The following is a 17,978-nucleotide window of genomic DNA, read 5'->3' as shown; positions in this document are numbered from 1 at the left end:
ATTTATCTGACACTGCTTAACTCGCTGCTATCCATAACCAGCAGGAGCGGGTAGATGACAGCAAAGCCGATACTCGAAATGCGCGAGATCACCCGACGCTTTGGTAATTTTTACGCCTTGAAAGGGGTGGATCTCACGGTGTATCCCGGTGAGGTCCATGCCCTGATGGGCGAAAATGGCGCGGGTAAAAGCACCCTGATGAAGATCCTGGCGGGGGCCTATGCGGCCAGCAGCGGCGAGGTGCTAATTGATGGCAAACCCTGGCAGCTGAAAGGCCCTAAAGAGGCGTTAGCCGCCGGAATCACGCTGATCTATCAGGAAATCAATCTGGCGCCCAATCTTACCGTGGCGGAAAACATCTTTCTGGGCAGTGAAATTACCCGTGCAGGCATGGTGAAACGTCATCAGATGGCGGATGAGGCGCAGCAGGTGATCAACCGGTTGGGCGCGCAGTTCAGCGCCACCGACAAAGTCAGCAGGCTGAGTATTGCTGAGCAGCAGCAGGTGGAAATTGCGCGCGCCTTACACCGTAACAGCCGGATTCTGGTGATGGATGAGCCGACTGCCGCACTCTCGAACCGTGAAACCGAACAACTGTTTGCCCTGATCAAGCGCCTGCGTAGCGAAGGCATGGCCATTATTTACATCAGTCATCGTATGGCGGAAGTGTATGAGCTGTCAGATCGCGTCAGCGTGCTGCGTGACGGACAGTATGTCGGCAGCCTGACGCGCGACAATCTGAATGCCAGCGAGCTGGTGCGCATGATGGTGGGGCGGCCGCTCAGCGACTTGTTCAATAAAGATCGCACGATCGCGCGCGGGGCCGTCCGGCTGGCTGTCAATCATCTGTCCGACGGCGACAAAGTGCATCCCAGCAGCCTTGAGGTTCGGGCGGGCGAAATCGTCGGCCTGGCCGGCCTGGTGGGCGCGGGACGGAGCGAGCTGGCGCAGCTGATCTTTGGCGTGCACCGGCTTAAACAGGGCGACGTCTGGATCGATGGTCAGAAGGTGGATATTCACTCGCCACGTGAGGCGATTGCGCACGGCATTGGTTTTCTTACCGAGAACCGTAAAGAGCAGGGGCTGTTTCTGGAGATGGCCGCGCAGGAAAACATCGTCATGGCCACGCTGGAGCGTGATGCCCGCTACGGCATGCTTAATCGCGGTAAATCGCGGAAAATTGCCAGCGAAGCGATCTCCTCGCTCAATATTCGCGTGCCCCACGCGCTGGTGCGTGCGGGGGGCCTGTCGGGCGGCAACCAGCAAAAGCTGCTGATTTCCCGCTGGATCGCCATCGGTCCCCGTATTTTGATTCTGGATGAGCCAACGCGCGGCGTTGACGTCGGCGCGAAAAGCGAAATTTATCGCATGATGCAGGAAATGGCGCGTCAGGGCGTAGCCATTCTCATGATCTCCAGCGAATTACCGGAGGTTGTTGGCATGAGCGATCGGGTTTATGTGATGCATGAGGGTGCCATCGCCGGTGAGCTGGCGGGCGATACGATCACTCAGGAAAACATCATGACGCTGGCAACCGGTGCGCACAGCGCATCACCGCTTGAAGTATGAGGATAAAACAATGACACAAACGGCACGTGTTAATCCACCGACGGTCAAACGCGCTCTGATGGGCGACATTATGCAGACCGTGGGCATTTTACCGATTTTGATTTTAATCGTGGCGGTCTTTGGTTTTGTCACGCCTAACTTCTTTACCGAAGCCAATTTGCTCAACATTACGCGTCAGGCCTCCATCAATATCGTGCTGGCCGCAGGCATGACCTTTGTCATCCTGACGGGCGGTATCGATTTGTCCGTGGGCTCGATGCTGGGCACCACGGCGGTGGTGGCGCTGCTGACGTCGCTGGACCCGATGCTGGCGTCGCTAACTATTCCGATGGCGCTGGGCGCCGGGTTGGTGATGGGATTGTTTAACGGCATTCTCGTGGCCTGGGCCGGACTGCCTCCGTTTATCGTCACGCTCGGCACCTATACCGCACTGCGCGGGGCGGCCTATCTGCTGGCCAATGGCACCACGGTGATCAATTCCGATATTAACTTTGAGTGGATAGGCAATGGCTACCTGGGGCCGGTGCCCTGGCTGATCGTCATCGCGTTCGCCGTTATCGCGATTTGCTGGTTCATTCTGCGTCGCACCACGCTGGGCGTTCATATTTATGCGGTGGGCGGCAATATTCAGGCCGCGCGACTGACCGGCATCAAAGTGGGCCTGGTGCTGATATTTGTGTACGGCATGAGCGGATTGCTGTCGGGGTTGGGCGGCCTGATGAGTGCTTCGCGCCTCTACAGCGCCAACGGCAATCTGGGCGTGGGTTATGAGCTGGATGCCATTGCCGCGGTGATTCTGGGCGGCACCAGTTTCGTCGGCGGCATCGGCACCATCACCGGCACGCTGATTGGGGCGTTGATTATCGCCACGCTGAATAACGGCATGACATTAATGGGCGTCTCCTACTTCTGGCAGTTGGTTATTAAAGGTGCGGTCATCATCATCGCCGTCCTGATCGATAAATATCGTACTCGTCATCATGTGGGCTGACAGCCCCCATGCGCAGAGCAAACAAAGCGCCATTCAGCAGTTGGCAGATAAATCACAGCAGGAGAAGATCTATGCGTTTTAATCCGATTGTAACCGGGCTGCTGGCGGCAACGCTGCTCAGTGCCGGTGTGGCTCAGGCAAAAGAACTGAAATCGATTGGCGTAACGGTAGGCGACCTCGCTAACCCATTCTTTGTGCAGATCACCAAAGGTGCAGAGATGAAGGCGCGTCAGCTGGCCGGGGATAACGTAAAAGTCACGCTGGTGTCGAGTGGCTACGATCTCGGGCAGCAGGTGGGACAGATTGATAACTTCATTGCGGCAAAAGTGGACATGATTATCCTGAATGCCGCCGACTCAAAAGGGATTGCCCCTGCGGTCAAGCGCGCGCGTGATGCGGGTATCGTTGTGGTTGCGGTCGACGTCGCCGCAGATGGCGCTAACGCCACCATCACCTCTGATAACACCCAGGCGGGTGAAATGGCCTGTAAATACATCGCCGATCGCCTGAAAGACAAAGGCAATGTGGTGATCATCAACGGCCCGCCGGTCTCTGCCGTACAAAACCGCGTGGAAGGCTGCATGACCGAACTGAAACGCCATCCGGACATTAAGCTGCTTTCCTCTAATCAGAACGCCAAAGGCAGCCGTGAAGGCGGGCTGGAAGTGATGACCGGCCTGCTGTCAGCCAATCCAAAAATCGACGCGGTATTTGCGATTAACGATCCGACCGCGATCGGTGCCGATTTGGCGGCAAAACAGGCCCAGCGTAACGAGTTCTTTATCGTCGGTGTGGATGGTTCGCCGGATGGTGAGGAAGCGCTGAAACGTAAGAACTCGCTGTTCGCCGCTACGCCAGCCCAGGATCCGCAGGTGATGGCAGCCAAAGCCGTCGAGATCGGTTACGACATCCTTCAGGGCAAACCGGCACCGGATAAACCCGTGCTGATCCCGGTTAAATTAATCGATCGCAATAACGTCAGCAGCTACAAGGGCTGGACAGTGAAATAAAACCGGCGCGCGGCATCGTCGGGTGCCGCTTTAACGGGAGAGCTGACGATGCAACGCTCCGAAGTGAATGTGTTTTTGCAAAACACGCAGGACTTTTTTACACGCCAGGATATCCATCTGCCACCCTGGGCTGATTACGACCTCAGTCAGTGGCGTCAGCAGCAGGGCGACATTGAGGAAATTATCGCGTTACGGCTGGGCTGGGACCTCACCAGCTTTGGCGCCGATGATTTTCTGCAAACCGGCCTGACGCTCTTTACGCTGCGCAACGGCTCGCCGGGCGGCAAGCCGTGGCACAAACCTTATGCTGAAAAAGTCATGCACGTGCGTGAAGGGCAGGTCACGCCGATGCATTATCATCCCCGCAAAATGGAAGACATCATCAACCGCGGGGGCGGCAATCTGATCGTCGAACTGTATAACCGTGAAGGCAATGAGAAGGCGAACTCGCCGGTGACGGTATCGCTGGATGGCATCACACAAACCCATGCGGCCGGTTCGCAACTCAGGCTGTCTCCGGGCGAAAGCGTGACGTTAATCGCCGGCGTCTGGCACAGCTTCTGGGGCGAAAACGGCTTTGGCGATGTGCTGGTTGGCGAAGTCTCGATGCCTAACGATGATGACAACGATAACGTATTTTTTACGCCGCTGGCGCGCTTTAACGCCCTTGATGAGGATCAGGAACCGCACCGGCTTCTCTGTAACGACTATTCCCACTGGCTCAATCTGAGGAGTGAATAATGGCTTTGATCTCTCTGGCACAGGGGCTGGCCCATGCGCAGAAGCAGGGGTACGCGCTGGGCGCCTTTAACGTTCTGGACACGCATTTTCTGCGCGCGCTGTTTGCGGCCGCAGAGCAGCAACGCTCGCCTTTTATCATCAATATTGCGGAAGTGCATTTTAAATACGTCACGCTCGACCAGCTGGTTGAGGCGATAAAGTTTGAAGCGGCGAAGCACGCGATTCCGGTGGTGCTCAACCTGGATCACGGTTTGCACTTTGAGGCGGTGATGCAGGCGATTCGTCTGGGATTCACCTCGGTAATGTTCGATGGCTCAACGCTGAGTTATGAAGAGAATATTCGCCAGACGCGTGAAGTGGTCAAAGCGGCACATGCCGTCGGCGTGTCGGTTGAGGCAGAACTGGGCGCGGTGGGCGGAGACGAAGGGGGCGCGTTATTTGGCGAAGCCGACAGCGAAAAATTTACCGATCCACGGCTGGCTGCTGAGTTTGTGCGTGAAACCGGCATTGATACGCTGGCGGTGGCTATCGGTAACGCCCACGGGAAATACAAAGGGGAGCCTAAACTCGATTTTGACCGGCTGGCGGCTATCCGCGAGCAAACCGGCGTACCGCTGGTGCTGCACGGTGGCTCAGGCATCAGCGACGCGGATTTCCGGCGGGCGATCTCACTCGGCATCCATAAAATCAACTTCTATACCGGCATGTCGCAGGCGGCACTCGACGCGGTGGAACGCAGTCTGGCCTCACGCAACACCCGCTATGACGAGTTTGCCGAACTGCTGATGGCGGTGGAGAACGCAATTTGTGAAACCGTGATGCAGCAGATGAAGATTTTCGGCAGCGTAGGGCAGGCGTAAATGGGCGCGCGGCGCGGCATTCTGGCCGCTGGCGTGATGCTGGTGGATTACGTTCATCGTATTAGCCACTGGCCGGAACAGGGCTGGCTGGCTGAGGTACAGCATAGCGAAAAGGCGGCAGGCGGCGCACCGCTGAATGTTTTACTTACCCTTTCGCGCATGCAGTGTCAGCTTCCGCTGGTGGCGATTGGCCTGCTGGGCAATGACGCCGACGGTGATTACCTGCTGGCTATCATGCAGGCGTCGCAGATCGATCATCGCTGGGTTCAACGTACCTGCGATAAACCCACCGCGATGACGCAGGTGATGACCGCACCGGACGGGCAACGAACGTTTTTCTTTTCCCCTGGCGCAAATGCCCTGCTGGACAGAACGCATTTCGCTGCTGTAGACGATGCGCAGCGCATCTTTCATCTGGGCTATTTACTGTTGCTTGAAACGCTGGACGGCGCGGACAGCGAATTCGGCACGCGCAGCGCCCGTTTGCTGGCCCAGATGCAGCAGCGTGGCTATTTTACCTCGCTCGATCTGGCGTCCCGTGCCGGGGATTACCGACCACAGGTATTGCCTGCGTTGCGCTGGTTAGATTACCTGGTTATTAACGAACTGGAAGCCCAGGCGTTGTCTGGCGTCGTTTTGCGGGATGATAACGGTATTCAACCACCCGCAGCCTTTTCCCTGGCTGCGCAGTGGCTGGCCGGGCAGGGGGTGCGTCAGCGCGTGGTGATACACGCGCCCGAAGGGGCATGGGGGCAGGAAGTCGGCGGCGAGGGCATCTGGCAGCCTGCGTGGCAGCTGGCACCCGACGAGATTGTGGGCAGCGTTGGCGCAGGTGATGCATTCTGTGCGGGCGTACTCTATGCCAGCCATGAAGGGGATGACATGCTGGCAACGCTGCAACTTGCGCATACCTGCGCCCGGTTTAATTTGCGCGCGGCCAATGCAATCGACGGTATTCGCCCGTTGACCGACATGCGGCAGTGGATGGTTCAGGCCGTTTGCGTGGAGAGCCGCAAACCTTCAGGTTTGACCACGTCCGCCGAGAAAACATAACCCAGCCCACGAATCGTGCGGATCAGGCCGGGCTGATGGGGATTTGCTTCGATTTTGCGCCGCAACCGCATAATCAGCACATCGATGGTGCGGTCAAACACGTCCATCGTTTCGCTGTGGGTGAGTTCCAGCAACTGGTCGCGCGTCAGGACCTTACGCGCGTGCCGCACCATCGCGCGCAGCAAGGTATATTCACCCTGCGTTAACGGCACGGTTTCTCGCTGCGGATTAAGCAACTGGCAGCGCGTTTCATCAAGCAGCCAGCCATTAAAGCGCCATCCCTCAAGGTCAGTTTCCGGCAACACCACGCGCCCGCTGCGCCGGAGAGCCGCCCGCGCCCGCGCAACCACAACGCGTGGATTAAAGGGCTTGGCGATATAATCATCCGCGCCCATCTCCAGGCCTACCACCATTTCCGCTTCCGAACCCATACCGGTCAACATAATCACGAGAATATCAGGCCGCAGTCGCTGCAGCTGCTGCAAAACCAGTAAACCGTTGGTGTCGGGCAACATCATATCGAGCATAACCAGGGAAATATCCGGATGTTCGCACACCATCGTCAGGGCATCTTTCCCCTGATGGCAGCGATAAACCAACAACGCATGTTCACTGAGTGCGTCCTGCAACAAATCGCAGACGGCATGGTCGTCATCCACCACCAAAATTGCTGGCTTCATCGTGTGACCTCAATGTTACTGAAGGGTTAAATGCGAGTTTACACATTCCAGCATGGCCTGCTGATTGATGCAGCTGAAACGTGACCAGCGTCGCCTGACAAATTGCTGAAGCGTGCGGAAACGCATAATTTTGCCGGGCAGGGAGGTAAAAGGAAAACGATTGCGCATTTAGGGGGCAATGCACCATAATCTCGCCCTGATCTGGTTCAGAATTATCTTAAGGCTCGCTGACGCGTATCCAGGTAATCGATTGCGTATCGGGCTGGCACAGCAATTGCTTTAGCCTTTGCAATTGCTCATGTGACAAAGGAAAGCGAAAACCGTATTTCGGGTGGTCGGGCTGGCATGCGACAGCACTGGCGGCCCCTCAGTATCACAACAAACAGCATGACCATAACCTTGGCAAGAGAACGCGCACCTGAGTGACGTCTCTATCATCGAGAGATAATGATGTTAGAAAAACTATTTAAATTAAAAGCGCACAACACAACTGTACGCACTGAAGTCATCGCCGGTATCACCACCTTCCTGGCGATGGCCTACATTCTGTTTGTTAACCCCAGTATTTTGGGTGCAACCGGCATGGATAAAGGGGCTGTTTTTGTCGCGACCTGTCTGGCAGCCGCAATTGGTTCGGTGTTAATGGGACTGATTGCCAACTACCCGATTGCGCTGGCACCGGGCATGGGGCTGAATGCTTTTTTCACCTATACCGTTGTCTTGCACATGGGCTACAGCTGGCAGATTGCGCTGGGCGCGGTATTCCTGTCCGCAGTGATTTTTTTCGCCTTATCGATATTTAAGATTCGCGAGTGGATTATCAAGAGCATTCCGCTGCCGCTGCGCGCCGGTATTGCCGCAGGGATCGGTCTCTTCCTGGCGATTATCGCGTTGGAAGGCGCGGGTATCGTTGTGGATAATCCGGCTACCCTGGTGGGGATTGGCGATCTGACGAAGCCGGGCCCCTTACTGGCGATGTTAGGGTTTATCATCATCGTGGTACTGGAAGCGCGTCGCGTCACGGGCGCGGTCTTAATAGGCATTCTGATCATCACCTTTATCTCGATGGGAATTGGTCTGACGAAATTTGGCGGTGTATTTTCTGCACCGCCTTCAATCGCACCAACGTTCATGCAGTTGGATATTGCGGGTGCATTTAACGTCGGCTTAATTAGCGTGATTTTCGCGTTCTTGTTCGTGGATGTGTTTGATAACACCGGCACGCTATTGGGTGTAACCAAACGCGCCGGGCTGGCTGACGAGCAGGGCAATGTGCCCAAAATGGGACGCGCGCTGGTTGCGGACAGTGCGGCTGCGCTGTTTGGTTCGCTGCTGGGCACCTCTACGACCACCAGTTATGTCGAGTCTGCCGCCGGAGTGAGCGCAGGCGGCCGTACCGGCCTGACGGCGATTGTGGTTGCGGTGCTTTTCCTGCTTGCGCTGTTCTTTTCTCCTCTGGCGTCAAGCGTGCCGGTTTATGCCACCGCGCCAGCATTGCTGTTTGTTGCGGTTTTGATGACGTCCGGGCTGGCCGAAATTGACTGGAAAGACATCACCACTGCTGCCCCGGTAACCGTGACCGCGCTGACGATGCCGCTGACCTACTCCATTGCTAACGGTATTGCCTTTGGCTTTATTACCTGGACCCTGGTGAAGTTGCTCAGCGGACGCACCAAAGAGATTAATGCGGCACTGATTGTTCTGTCTGTATTATTTGTGATTAAGCTCGGCTGGCTGAGCGCCTGATTAACCCAACCGTTACAGCATATTGAATATGCTGTAACGGTTTTAACATTAGAACTCAAAAAGCGTTTGCGGTTGTTTTCTCTGTTATTTTCCATCATTGTGCGCACCCTTCCAGAATATCGATCTACGCCCTTTTCTTCGCGCGGCCGTGCTTTTATTCTTTGACTCAACATTGTGAATAAAGGAAAAGAACAATTCCCATTTTATTTTTCCTTTTTATTTTTCCTTTTTATTCAATCAGGTAATGTTTATTGCGCAAGACTTTGCTTCAATAATGCTGAAGCAGGTTGCGACTTACGTTAATGGATTAAGTTAATCCGCCTGTCAGGAAAAGCTCATGGGCAATCTGTATGGAAAACGGAATCGCGGTAATCCGCATTTGACCCTCAGTCATCGCTGGACAGGAGGCAAAAAAATGGAAAATTTTGAGATGCGCTTTGAGCGGCTTGAAGAAGACAACCATCAAATAAAAATCGACCTGGCGCTTTTTAGCGGGCAGGCTATGGCGTTTGCGACCAAAGCCGATCTTGAGCTTCTGCGTGCGGAACAGGCGGTGTTTCATGTTGAAAGGGTTCAGCGATTTACGCTGCTTGAAGAGAAAGTCCAACAGTTTAGCATCCGGTTTGACGATGTTGATGGCAGGCTGGTCAGCATCGAAGGCAAACTTTCAGCAATCGATGGCATCTTATTCAATTTTGCTAATAAATTTAATGCCATCGAGGTAAGTTTTAACATTATCAATGCCAAGTTTGATGATGTTTACAAAGAATTCGCTGCTAATGAGGTGAGATTTAACGGCATTGACGCTCGGCTCGACGCAATGGATATACGGTTTGATGGCATCGATAAGAGATTCGACGGCATCGACAAGAGACTGGACGGCATTGATATGAGACTGAATGGTATTGATATCAGGCTTGATGGTATCGATCGGCGACTGGATGCGATGGACCGGAGAATGGATGCCATGGACCAGCGATTCGACAGGATTGATGAACGATTCGATAAACTGGATTTACGCTTTGAAAGCCTTAATAACCGCCTTATCTGGACGCTCATGGTACCGGCTATTCTTGCGGTGTTTGCCTGGTTCATCAATACCGCCGTTCTGAACGCGGCCTGATTCGTAATATCGTCTTAATTAACGAGACGGTATTAACGGGAAGGGTTTTCGCATTAATACCGTCTTTTTCATTCATTATTGTTTAACGGAAAGGCGGTTCGTTAAACGTACGTAACTTACGTGAATGCAACTTATCACCTTCGGCGCGCAATAATTCAACCGCGCGAATACCAATCTGTAAATGCTCTGAAATCGCGCCGTCGTAAAAGCGGTTTGCCTGGCCCGGCAGTTTGATTTCACCGTGCAGCGGCTTGTCCGAAACACACAGCAATGTGCCATAAGGCACCCTGAAACGGTATCCCTGAGCAGCAATCGTTGCACTTTCCATATCGACAGCCACGGCCCGGCTCAGATTAAAACGCAGGGCAGAGGCTGAATAGCGCAGCTCCCAGTTACGATCGTCTGTTGTCACAACGGTTCCGGTGCGTAGCCGTTCTTTTACCTCCTCGCCTGGCATACCGCTCACGGACTTGGTTGCGTCATACAAAGCCCGCTGAACTTCGGCAATGCTTGGAATCGGAATGTCGGGCGGCAGAACGCTGTCCAGCACGTGGTCGTCGCGCAGGTATGCATGAGCCAGCACGTAGTCACCAATGCGCTGACTCTCGCGCAGGCCGCCACAGTGCCCTATCATCAGCCAGGCGTGAGGACGAATGACCGCCAGATGATCGCAGATTGTTTTAGCATTGGACGGGCCCACGCCGATATTGATCAACGTAATGCCCCGGCGATTGGGTGAGGTCAGGTGCCAGGCTGGCATCTGATGCTTTTTCCAGGCCAGGTCAGACAGCATGGCTTCATTGTCTTCTGTACTCGCCGTCAGAACGACATCGCCCGCGCACACAAGGCTGTCGAAAGGGGTTGAAGGATCGCGAACCTGTTCAATGGCCCAGCGTACGAATTCGTCTACGTAGCGCGTGTAGTTGGTAAACAGGACAAAAGGCTGAAAATGCTCAACCGCCGTGCCGGTATAGTGGCGCAGGCGGGCAAGCGAAAAATCTGTGCGCAATGCGTCAAAGTGAGACAGAGGAAAGGTCGCATCGGCATGAAATAAACCATCTGCCGTTTCATCACCAATCTGCGACAGTTCAGTCGTTGGAAAGTGACGCGCAATCCCCGCACTCATGGTGCGATCCAGCGACAGATCGGACCCGTCTATGACATAAGGATAGGGAATTTCCTGACGCGAAGGACCGACGTCGATCGTCACCTCGTACTCTTTTTCCAGCATGGCCAGCTGTTCAGAGATGTAATGGCGCAGCAGAGCAGGGCGCGTCACCGTGGTGCTGTAACTGCCAGTATGGGTAAAGCGGCCCCAGGCTCGGGTGCGATTCTGCTGAGGCCCGTCGCCCTGCCACGTAATGCGTAGTTCAGGATAAACAAACAGACCTTGCGCGCGGGCAACGGGATCGGGTAGCGAGCCTTCTTCCGTATAGGCCTTAATTGATGCGCGCAGAGCGTTGACGGCTTCATCATACATCTGCTCAAGCGTATCAAGAGCCTGCTGGCGTGTCAGATTTTTCCGTTGGGCTGGCATAACCTCTCCTTTAACGTTCTTACGACAATTTCCCCAAGCTTAGCGGGTTTAACGCAGGATTTGGTGAAGAATCTATGATCAAGCGCATTTTGCTGCCGCCAGTTATAGGCGAGGCTTAGCGCTGGTGCGTGGGTTTGCATCAAAATGCAGATAAACCTGACGCCTGCCTCCGCTTTTTGGTAAAGAAGAGGGCCGTTTCCGGGCATGATCGTGCGATGACATCGGCAACGCGATGATTCAACGAGGTGAGGAAAAAGGTAAAAAAAGTGTGTAACGATGATTTAACAGGAATGCAAAACGTTTTGCATATTTGCCCGCAGGCTACCATCATTAGAGTTCTTTCCCCGACTTCTTCATATTTGGTACTCCTTTGCAAAATCCCGGCGTAGCAGTGGTGCAGGCGATTAAGCGCACGGCGTGGTATCCCAAACGTCGTTCTTACCGCACGCTGTACTGGCGTGAAATTTCGCCTCTTGCAGTCCCGATCTTTTTTGAAAATGCCTGCGTGCTGTTAATGGGCGTGCTCAGTACCTTCCTGGTCAGCTGGCTAGGTAAAGAGGCGATGGCAGGCGTTGGCCTGGCTGACAGTTTTAATATGGTCATCATCTCCTTTTTTGCCGCCATCGATCTGGGCACCACGGTGGTGGTCGCTTTCAGTCTGGCAAGGCGTAATGGTAAACGGGCGCGTGCCGCTACGCGGCAGTCGCTGGCGATGATGACCATTTTGGCGCTAATTCTGGTCATTGCGATTGAGTTCTGGGGCCATCTGATTATTGACGCCATTGCCGGCGCTGCCGAACCGAAAGTAAAAGCGCTGGCGCTGAGCTATCTCCAGGTTTCGGCATGGAGCTATCCGGCAGCGGCCATCACGCTAATCGGCAGTGGCGCGTTGCGTGGGGCAGGGAATACCAAGATCCCGATGCTGATTAATGGCGGGATGAACATCCTCAATATCATGATCAGCAGCGTACTTATTTACGGCTGCTTTTCATGGGATGGACTGGGGTTTGTCGGCGCTGGATTAGGGTTAACCATCACCCGCTACATCGGCGCTTTCGCCATTATTTATGTGTTAATGATTGGATTTAATGCTTCGCTTAAAATCACGCTTTCCAGCTATTTTCGTCGCTGGAACAGCAGCATACTTTATGAAGTACTGAGCATTGGCGTGCCTGCCAGTATCGAATCTGTGCTGTTTAACGGCGGTAAATTGCTGACCCAGGTATTTGTGGCTGGCATGGGCACCAATGAGATCGCGGGTAACTTTATTGCGTTTTCTGTTGCCTCGCTGATTAACCTGCCGGGTAACGCGCTTGGATCGGCTTCAACCATCATCACCGGAAAGCGGCTAGGTAAATACCAGGTATTTCAGGCTGAACGACAGGCGAAGCATGTTTTTTGGCTGGCAACCATTTGCCTGTCGTGCGTTGCGGCCCTGACCGTTCCGCTGGCGGGCTTGTTGGCACGTTTCTATACCAGCGATCCTGAAGTGATAAATGTCACGAAACACCTCATCTGGCTCAATGCCTTGTTTATGCCGATTTGGGCAGCGTCGTGGGTTTTACCGGCTGGGCTGAAAGGCGCGCGTGACGCACGTTACACGATGTACGTCTCTATGTTTAGTATGTGGTGTGCAAGGGTCGTGGCTGGCTATTTGCTGGGCATTGAACTGGGAATGGGCGTCATCGGCGTCTGGCTTGGCATGTTCCTCGACTGGACAGTGAGAGGGCTGTTTTTCTGGGGAAGGTTCACCAGCGGTAAATGGCTGAATAATTACCGTAAAATGATCGCGAAAGCCGGGCCATCCTAATTCCTTTTCCTGATTTGTTATCTCTGTCGCCGCTTTAACCCAGGTGGCGACGATAAATACTGTGCCATTCAATGCCTGAGTGATTTCAGCCCATACCGCTGTTCACATCGGGCCATTGGCACGTCCTGCGCTTGTGCAATCCACCGCGGCTTAGTCTCTGGCTGTATTAAAATCACTCACATTGCCTTTTATTGATCCAGCTTGCGGCTAAAACCAACACTGCTCCCCGATATATTACTTAAGATAATTCTTAATTTAGCAATACTTAAAATATTTAACTTTTTGTATTTATTGGTTTTTTAATAAATGACACGCTTCGTGTTTTCTAAAAATTTGACTTAATTACGATCTCAGACTTAAGAAAATCAGCTTCAGGGCGCTTCGCTGGCCGTTTTATCCCTTTTTACCATGATTAAATATTCATACTACTAATGTTTAATTATCTAAACGAAGCGGCTGACAGGGCTAAATCGCGGTTTTTTATCGCCTCGATAGCATTTGGTTAACAAGTGCCTGAAGTTTGAGATAATACTATACATTAATATTTTTACTATTTAAGCTCGCTCGGGGCTGTGTTGAATTTTTTAAGGCATTATGTAAAGCTGTGTAAGATGTTAAGAAATGGAAAAGAACTTTACACAGGCGAGCAGGATGTTGAGGCTCGTGCGGTAGCTATGGTGCTGCAGTTTAATTTGTAAGCCATTGATTTATTGCTATTTGTGTGAGATCGACTGGAATTTAAGCAGGATGTTGCCATTCTCCCCACACTTATAACGATTAATCAGCCTTATTAAACTTAACGATTCAGCTTTATGAATCGGTTTTGCGCAACGCTTAACCAGGCTGCCTTAATGACGTTTGCGTTTAGGAATTTGTCAGTTTGCTGAATGTTTAACCGCGAATTCAGCCGTCTTGTTCCGGTCATCAGGTTTCATGGGCAGTTTCACACCTGCTCACTCTCATCGAATAGAAAATTTTAAACTCACTACCTCATCTCATTCAGGCAAATTGTGTTGTTAATCAGTGTATTGGCTCCAGATGGCAGCCAGCATCGCTCGTTCTGCAACAGGGTTTGCTTGACACCGGCCAATGGCCACTTGTTTGGGTATTAATGGAACTAAATATGAAGAAAATGGTGAACTTTCGAATTGCATTAAGCCTGATGTTTGTCTTTGCTGTTGCAGGCTGTAAAACACCGCCAAAAATGACTGATGACACAATGGTGAGCAGCACCGTTGATGGCACAACCCTGATCCATCGTCATGCCGTTGCTGCGCCGGCGCAGTTCTCCGCATTAAATGAATCCTATCGCGCTTTATATCCTGCATCGGTGATGACGCGTCCGGACTTCGGCGGCAAAGTCGTCGAAACCCTGAAAACAGGTGAAACCTACACCGTTGTGGGTCAGGTTGAAAATAACTGGCTGGCATTAGGTGAAGAAGCGCAGGCTGAAGCGCCACCAGCAGCCAGCGATGCCAAAGCCACTGACAGCAAAGCGGCACCGGCTCAGGCCACAACCAGCGCGATAAAAGTTGTTGGTTATGTGCCTTTCCGCGCCGTGGTGAAAAGCGATTTGTACGATCAGACCGTTAAAGCCGATCAGCCGAAACGTCGTGCGCGTGCCGCCGCCAAGAAAAAAACCTGTGTTTCTGTAGATGGAAACAGCCAGGCGTGCCAGAACAAGAATAACGGTACCTGGATCATTAACTAAGTCAGGGGCAGGGAGGGACAGAAATGGCACAAACTTACTTTCGCGTTGGCCTGGCAAAATGGATCTGGCCCTTCCTGCTGCTTCTGCTAACGGCATGCAGTAGCAGTAAGCCTGATATTGCGCGATACAACCTGCACTTCCAGGCACATCCTTCCATCAATTCGGGCGCACCTCTCAAAGTCCGGGTGATGTTGCTGACGTCTGATGCAGAATTTATGTCCGCCGACTTCTTCACTCTGCAGAATCAACCCGCTACCGCACTGGGAAATACGCTGCTCAACAATCAGCAGTTTTTCCTGATGTCCGGTCAGCTCAGTAAAACGCTGAGTGCCAAAAGCCTCCCCGACGCGCGCTTTATCGGCATCATGGCGGAATATCAAAAGCTGGATGGCAAGGTGTGGCGACTTGCGCTGCCTTTCCCAGACAGTGACAGCAGCTCGTTCTGGCAGTTCTGGAAAAGCAATGATGGTGAGTTAAACGCCAACATTATCGTTGACGATGCCGGCATGCGTCCCGTTAAGCAATAAAACCGTCTTCAAAGGATGATTATGAACAGAGCCGAAAAGGTTGTTTGGGCGGAAGGGATGTTTTTACGTCCTCACCATTTCCAGCAGGCAGAAAACTTTCTGCAAAGCTCGCTGCGTGAATGGGGCCAGTCGCAACGCCCTTATGTTTGGGGATTTTTCGATCTCGAATTTGATGAAGCGCTGTTGCGGCAGGGTAAACTGGCACTGAGCGCCGCCAGTGGATGCCTGCCGGATGGAACGTTTTTTGCCTTCAGTCAGCCACAACACGGCCCTGCGCCGCTGGACGTTCCCAGCAATACCGACCGCGCCAAAGTGGTTTTGGCCATTCCCGCTCGCCGCAATGGTCGCGAGGCGGTGACGTTTCAGGACGCGCCTGATTCGCTGGCTCGCTATCTGGCCTGGGAAGCGGAAGTTGAAGATGACAATGCGCAGGCTGTCGGAACGGCCACCGTTCAGTTTGGCAAGCTGCGCCTCCGCTTGATGCTGGAGCAGGATCTCACGGCGGAATGGACGGCGATGGGCGTTGCTCAGATCGTTGAAAAGCGCAGCGACAACCATATCCGTTTAGACAATGATTATATCCCTCCCACGTTAACCCTTGCTGGCAGTCGTCCGCTTCAGAGCATGATGACCGACCTGCACGGCATGATTCAACAACGTAGCCAGCAGCTGAGCCAGCGCGCACCCGGAACGGGCCGCTTTAACAGCGCGGATATGGTTGATTTTATGCTGCTGGCGCTGCTTAACCGCCAGTTGGGCCTTCATGCGCATCTGCAGCATCTGCCGCTATTACATCCTGAAACCCTCTACAGCCACTGGCTGCAGCTGGCTGCTGAGCTGGCAACGTGGACAGAGGCGCGTACGCCGGATGCTTTCCCTCTCTATGACCACGACGACCTGCAGGGCTGCTTCTCGCGCCTGACGCTATTACTCCGTCAGGGCCTGTCGCAGGTGATGGAAGAGAGCGCCATTCAGTTGCCGCTGACGCAACGCTCACACGGCCTGAATGTGGCGACCGTGCCGGATAACAGCATGGTGCGTGAATTCGGTTTTGTGCTGGCCGTAAAAGCAAACGTCCCGGCCGACGCGCTGAAAACGCATTTCCCGGCGCAGATGAAAGTCGCCCCCGTCACCAAAATTCGCGATCTCGTCCAACTGCAGCTACCAGGCCTTGCCCTGAAAGCCATGCCGGGGGCGCCACCGCAGATCCCATGGCACGCAGGATACAGCTATTTTGAGCTGGATAAGAACAGCGAGCTATGGCAGGAGATGGAGCGATCGGGTGCCTTCGCGCTGCACCTTGCCGGTGAGTTTCCGGGCCTGAACATGGAGTTCTGGGCCATTCGCAGTCAGTCAGAATAATTCAAACTGAGCAGGCATGATGCAGGAACAAAATAAACCGAACAGTGATGCTTTTCAGCAGGATCTTAGCCACCAGAATAGTTTGGTGGCTGCAGCGAATCCGCTGATTAACGCGATTCCACAGATTCGTCACTCCGTCTCCCATGACGATCCCGCACGTTTACGTCAACAGCTTATTGACCAGATCCGCCGTTTCGAGCTGGCCTGCCAGCAGTCCGGACTGAGCTATGAGGTGATCGTTGGCGCGCGCTATTGTCTGTGTACGGCGCTTGATGAAGCCGCAGCACTGACGCCTTGGGGAAGCCGTGGCGTGTGGACCAGTAATGGCTTACTGGTCACCTTCCACAACGAAACCTGGGGCGGGGAGAAATTCTTCCAGCTGCTGGCGAAACTGTCGCAAAACCCGCGTCAGCACATCCTGTTACTGGAGCTGATCTATTTCTGCTTACTGCTTGGTTTTGAAGGGCGCTATCGGGTTCTGGATAACGGACGCTCGCAACTGGATACGATTAAACAGCGTCTGTTGCAGATGATCAGGAGCGTCAGGGGCAGCTTTGCCGCCGCCTTGTCGCCGCATCCGACCGATCAGCCGGTTCTGCGTAAACTCTGGCGCCCCATGATTCCGCTGTGGGCCTGTGCGGCTCTGGCGGGCCTGGCTGCCTGCCTGTTCTATATCGTGCTGAACTGGCGTCTGGGGGATTACACCTCGCCCGTGCTGGCCAAAATCTACCAAACGACGCTGCCAGAAGTGCAGATTCGTAATCCGGCACCGCCGCCGCCGCCGTCACTGAACCTGAAGTCATTCCTGAAACCTGAAATCGACGAAGGCCTGGTGGCCGTGCGCGATGAGGCAGATCAAAGTGTGGTGACGTTGAAAGGCGATGGCTTGTTCGCATCCGGTTCGACAGAGGTTCGCGGACGTTATGATGCCGTTATCCAGCGTGTAGCTGAAGCCATGAATAACGTCAGCGGGAAAATCCTGGTGGTGGGCTACAGCGATAACGTACCGATTCGCAGTGCCCGATTTGCCTCCAACTATGAGCTGTCTCTGGCCCGTGCCCAGTCTGTTCAGACGCTGTTACAAAAACAGCTGGCAAAACCATCACGCGTTAAAGCGGAAGGGCGGGGTGAAACGCATCCGTTGGTGCCGAATACCAGTGCAGAAAATCGCGCGCGTAATCGTCGTGTTGAAATTACGCTGCAGGTTGCACCTGATACGACGCAAGCTGAAGTTAACGGCCTGGCGAGAGGGAACTAA

The 17,978-nt window shown here is 53.7% G+C and carries 15 protein-coding genes; 13 read left to right on the top strand and 2 right to left on the bottom strand.

Translation table 11 applies throughout. The annotated features are described in order from the left end of the window. Positions 1 to 54 precede the first annotated feature (54 nt). The 6 genes from DFO57_RS12855 (at position 55) to DFO57_RS12830 (ending at position 6,224) form a co-directional block, all read left to right on the top strand. Entirely contained in the window at positions 55 to 1,569 is a 1,515-nt protein-coding gene (locus DFO57_RS12855; protein WP_014605513.1) for a sugar ABC transporter ATP-binding protein, read from the top strand. Between the two features lie 10 nt (positions 1,570 to 1,579). Next, the gene (locus DFO57_RS12850) at positions 1,580 to 2,560 is read left to right on the top strand and encodes a ribose ABC transporter permease (protein ID WP_014593999.1); all 981 of its coding nucleotides are present in this window, start codon (positions 1,580 to 1,582) and stop codon (positions 2,558 to 2,560) included. A 71-nt stretch (positions 2,561 to 2,631) separates the two neighbouring features. After that, positions 2,632 to 3,570 (top strand): ABC transporter substrate-binding protein, encoded by a 939-nt coding sequence (locus tag DFO57_RS12845; RefSeq protein ID WP_013026261.1) that lies wholly within the window; start codon positions 2,632 to 2,634, stop codon positions 3,568 to 3,570. 48 nt (positions 3,571 to 3,618) lie between these two features. Beyond that, positions 3,619 to 4,311 carry a D-lyxose/D-mannose family sugar isomerase gene (locus DFO57_RS12840; protein WP_022623343.1) on the top strand — a complete coding sequence of 231 codons (693 nt, stop codon included), beginning with the start codon at positions 3,619 to 3,621 and terminating at the stop codon, positions 4,309 to 4,311. After that, positions 4,311 to 5,171, top strand: coding sequence for a ketose 1,6-bisphosphate aldolase (locus DFO57_RS12835; protein WP_014593996.1), 861 nt, complete (start codon positions 4,311 to 4,313; stop codon positions 5,169 to 5,171). The genes DFO57_RS12840 and DFO57_RS12835 overlap by 1 nt, the downstream gene beginning before the upstream one ends. Beyond that, on the top strand, positions 5,172 to 6,224 hold the full coding sequence (locus tag DFO57_RS12830) for a carbohydrate kinase family protein (protein ID WP_105082185.1): 1,053 nt from the start codon (positions 5,172 to 5,174) through the stop codon (positions 6,222 to 6,224). Here the strand turns inward: DFO57_RS12830 and DFO57_RS12825 are convergent. Continuing rightward, entirely contained in the window at positions 6,161 to 6,904 is a 744-nt protein-coding gene (locus tag DFO57_RS12825) for a response regulator (protein WP_024470991.1), read from the bottom strand. The genes DFO57_RS12830 and DFO57_RS12825 overlap by 64 nt on opposite strands. Positions 6,905 to 7,351: 447 nt before the next feature. On the opposite strand from DFO57_RS12825, the gene DFO57_RS12820 reads away from it, so the two are divergent. Together DFO57_RS12820 and DFO57_RS12815 are read left to right on the top strand one after the other, a co-directional pair. Then, positions 7,352 to 8,650, top strand: a complete 1,299-nt coding sequence (locus DFO57_RS12820; RefSeq protein WP_013026256.1) for an NCS2 family permease — start codon at positions 7,352 to 7,354, stop codon at positions 8,648 to 8,650. Between the two features lie 337 nt (positions 8,651 to 8,987). Next, complete coding sequence (locus tag DFO57_RS12815) at positions 8,988 to 9,773, top strand: hypothetical protein (RefSeq protein ID WP_064352415.1); 786 nt, start codon at positions 8,988 to 8,990, stop codon at positions 9,771 to 9,773. An 82-nt stretch (positions 9,774 to 9,855) separates the two neighbouring features. On the opposite strand, the gene DFO57_RS12810 is transcribed toward DFO57_RS12815, so the two are convergent. Continuing rightward, positions 9,856 to 11,310 carry an AMP nucleosidase gene (locus DFO57_RS12810; protein WP_014593991.1) on the bottom strand — a complete coding sequence of 485 codons (1,455 nt, stop codon included), beginning with the start codon at positions 11,308 to 11,310 and terminating at the stop codon, positions 9,856 to 9,858. A 394-nt stretch (positions 11,311 to 11,704) separates the two neighbouring features. On the opposite strand from DFO57_RS12810, the gene DFO57_RS12805 reads away from it, so the two are divergent. From DFO57_RS12805 to DFO57_RS12785, 5 genes are all read left to right on the top strand, one after another. Then, on the top strand, positions 11,705 to 13,120 hold the full coding sequence (locus tag DFO57_RS12805; protein WP_024470994.1) for an EmmdR/YeeO family multidrug/toxin efflux MATE transporter: 1,416 nt from the start codon (positions 11,705 to 11,707) through the stop codon (positions 13,118 to 13,120). Between the two features lie 1,111 nt (positions 13,121 to 14,231). After that, on the top strand, positions 14,232 to 14,831 hold the full coding sequence (locus tag DFO57_RS12800; RefSeq protein WP_014593989.1) for a hypothetical protein: 600 nt from the start codon (positions 14,232 to 14,234) through the stop codon (positions 14,829 to 14,831). Between the two features lie 23 nt (positions 14,832 to 14,854). Further along, on the top strand, positions 14,855 to 15,358 hold the full coding sequence (tssJ, locus tag DFO57_RS12795) for a type VI secretion system lipoprotein TssJ (protein WP_013026251.1): 504 nt from the start codon (positions 14,855 to 14,857) through the stop codon (positions 15,356 to 15,358). 21 nt (positions 15,359 to 15,379) lie between these two features. Further along, positions 15,380 to 16,720: a type VI secretion system baseplate subunit TssK gene (tssK, locus tag DFO57_RS12790; RefSeq protein WP_014605520.1), complete on the top strand. Its 1,341-nt coding sequence runs from the start codon at positions 15,380 to 15,382 to the stop codon at positions 16,718 to 16,720. 16 nt (positions 16,721 to 16,736) lie between these two features. Further along, positions 16,737 to 17,978 carry a DotU family type VI secretion system protein gene (locus DFO57_RS12785; RefSeq protein WP_013026249.1) on the top strand — a complete coding sequence of 414 codons (1,242 nt, stop codon included), beginning with the start codon at positions 16,737 to 16,739 and terminating at the stop codon, positions 17,976 to 17,978.

Origin of the sequence: Pantoea sp. AG702, assembly GCF_003182295.1 — a bacterium.
Classification (GTDB): Bacteria; Pseudomonadota; Gammaproteobacteria; order Enterobacterales; family Enterobacteriaceae; genus Pantoea; species Pantoea ananatis.
The sequence above is the reverse complement of the archived record's forward strand: the minus strand, read 5'-3'. Positions and strand labels throughout refer to the sequence as shown.

Excerpts from the sequence above, each read along its gene's own strand:
- DFO57_RS12830 (WP_105082185.1), top strand. The coding sequence starts at position 5,172 with ATGGGCGCGCGGCGCGGCATTCTGGCCGCTGGCGTGATGCTGGTGGAT.
- DFO57_RS12835 (WP_014593996.1), top strand. The coding sequence starts at position 4,311 with ATGGCTTTGATCTCTCTGGCACAGGGGCTGGCCCATGCGCAGAAGCAG.
- tssJ (WP_013026251.1), top strand. The coding sequence starts at position 14,855 with ATGGCACAAACTTACTTTCGCGTTGGCCTGGCAAAATGGATCTGGCCC.
- DFO57_RS12815 (WP_064352415.1), top strand. The coding sequence starts at position 8,988 with ATGGGCAATCTGTATGGAAAACGGAATCGCGGTAATCCGCATTTGACC.
- DFO57_RS12785 (WP_013026249.1), top strand. The coding sequence starts at position 16,737 with ATGATGCAGGAACAAAATAAACCGAACAGTGATGCTTTTCAGCAGGAT.
- DFO57_RS12810 (WP_014593991.1), bottom strand. The coding sequence starts at position 11,310 with ATGCCAGCCCAACGGAAAAATCTGACACGCCAGCAGGCTCTTGATACG.
- DFO57_RS12820 (WP_013026256.1), top strand. The coding sequence starts at position 7,352 with ATGATGTTAGAAAAACTATTTAAATTAAAAGCGCACAACACAACTGTA.
- DFO57_RS12850 (WP_014593999.1), top strand. The coding sequence starts at position 1,580 with ATGACACAAACGGCACGTGTTAATCCACCGACGGTCAAACGCGCTCTG.
- DFO57_RS12800 (WP_014593989.1), top strand. The coding sequence starts at position 14,232 with ATGGAACTAAATATGAAGAAAATGGTGAACTTTCGAATTGCATTAAGC.
- DFO57_RS12855 (WP_014605513.1), top strand. The coding sequence starts at position 55 with ATGACAGCAAAGCCGATACTCGAAATGCGCGAGATCACCCGACGCTTT.
- DFO57_RS12825 (WP_024470991.1), bottom strand. The coding sequence starts at position 6,904 with ATGAAGCCAGCAATTTTGGTGGTGGATGACGACCATGCCGTCTGCGAT.
- DFO57_RS12840 (WP_022623343.1), top strand. The coding sequence starts at position 3,619 with ATGCAACGCTCCGAAGTGAATGTGTTTTTGCAAAACACGCAGGACTTT.
- tssK (WP_014605520.1), top strand. The coding sequence starts at position 15,380 with ATGAACAGAGCCGAAAAGGTTGTTTGGGCGGAAGGGATGTTTTTACGT.
- DFO57_RS12845 (WP_013026261.1), top strand. The coding sequence starts at position 2,632 with ATGCGTTTTAATCCGATTGTAACCGGGCTGCTGGCGGCAACGCTGCTC.